General features: G+C 56.8%; 1 protein-coding gene. It reads left to right on the top strand.

The features are described 5' to 3' along the window. A partial coding sequence (locus E4O98_RS18930) for an immunoglobulin-like domain-containing protein (protein WP_348984638.1) occupies positions 1-1,425 on the top strand: 1,425 nt, incomplete at both ends.

Genomic DNA, 1,425 nt, shown 5'->3' with positions numbered 1-1,425 from the left:
CAAGCATTACCATCAAAGCGGGCGACACCGTCGGCACCGTGACCGTGCCTGCACCTACCGATGATGTGTTTATCGATAAGAGCACGCAGACCGTTCAAATCACCGAAACCACGGGTGGCAACTTCGAAAAACTGGAAGTTGCGGGCAACGGCGCAACCACCACGATCAACGACACCATCGACAAGGTCGATGTGGTCCTGACTGCTACCACCACCGTCGGCGAAGGCGGCAACATCGTTTACACCGCCAGCCTTGTGGATAAGAACGGCGCGCCGGTGACCAACATCACCAACCCGCTGACCGTCACTTTGGATAATGGCGAAACCATCACCATCGGCGTGAATCAGTCGAGCGGCACTGTTTCGATCTTGGCACCGGATGATGTCTACAAAGGCGATCAGACCGTCACTACCGCGATCAAGGGTGTGACCGGTGGCGAGCACTTCGAGAACCTGGTCCCGGGCACTACGGCGGTGAACACCACCGTTACGGATACCCCTGGCACCGATAACACCACTACCGTGACGCTGACCGCGCCTAACGCCGTTAACGAAGGTGGTCAAATTACGTACACCGCTACGCTTTCCAATAAAGCGGGCACTGACGTCACGTTGAAGCTGGATAACGGTTCGTCGATCACCATTAAAGCGGGCGACACCGTCGGCACTGTGACCGTGCCTGCGCCTACCGATGATGTGTTCATCGACAAAAGCACGCAGACCGTTCAAATCACCGAAGCCACAGGCGGCAACTTCGAGAAGTTGGAAGTCGCGGGCAACGGCGCCACCACCACGATCAACGACACCATCGACAAGGTGGACGTAGTTCTGACTGCCACCACCTCCGTAGGTGAAGGCGGCAATATCGTTTACACCGCCAGTCTTGTGGATAAGAACGGCGCACCGGTGACCAACATCACCAACCCGCTGACCGTGACTCTGGATAACGGCCAAACCATCACCATTGGCGTGAATGAATCCAGCGCTAGCGTGTCGGTTCTTGCACCGGATGATGTGTACAAAGGCGACCAGACCGTCACTACCGCCATTCAAGGAGTGACTGGCGGCGAGCACTTCGAGAATTTGGTTCCAGGGACCGATAAAGTCACTACAACTGTGACTGACACACCGGGTACCGATAACACTACGACTGTCACGTTGACCGCGCCAAACGCAGTGAGCGAAGGTGGCCAGATCACCTACACCGCAACTTTGAGCAACAAGGCCGGCACCGACGTCACCTTGAAGTTGGATAACGGCTCGTCGATCACCATCAAAGCGGGCGACACCGTCGGCACTGTGACCGTGCCTGCGCCTACCGATGATGTGTTCATCGACAAAAGCACGCAGACCGTTCAAATCACCGAAGCCACAGGCGGCAACTTCGAGAAGTTGGAAGTCGCGGGCAACGGCGCCACCACCACGA

It is taken from the genome of Pseudomonas sp. W2Jun17, from assembly GCF_023127795.1.
Taxonomy (GTDB): domain Bacteria; phylum Pseudomonadota; class Gammaproteobacteria; order Pseudomonadales; family Pseudomonadaceae; genus Aquipseudomonas; species Aquipseudomonas synxantha_A.
This window is presented reverse-complemented; position numbering and strand designations above follow the sequence as displayed.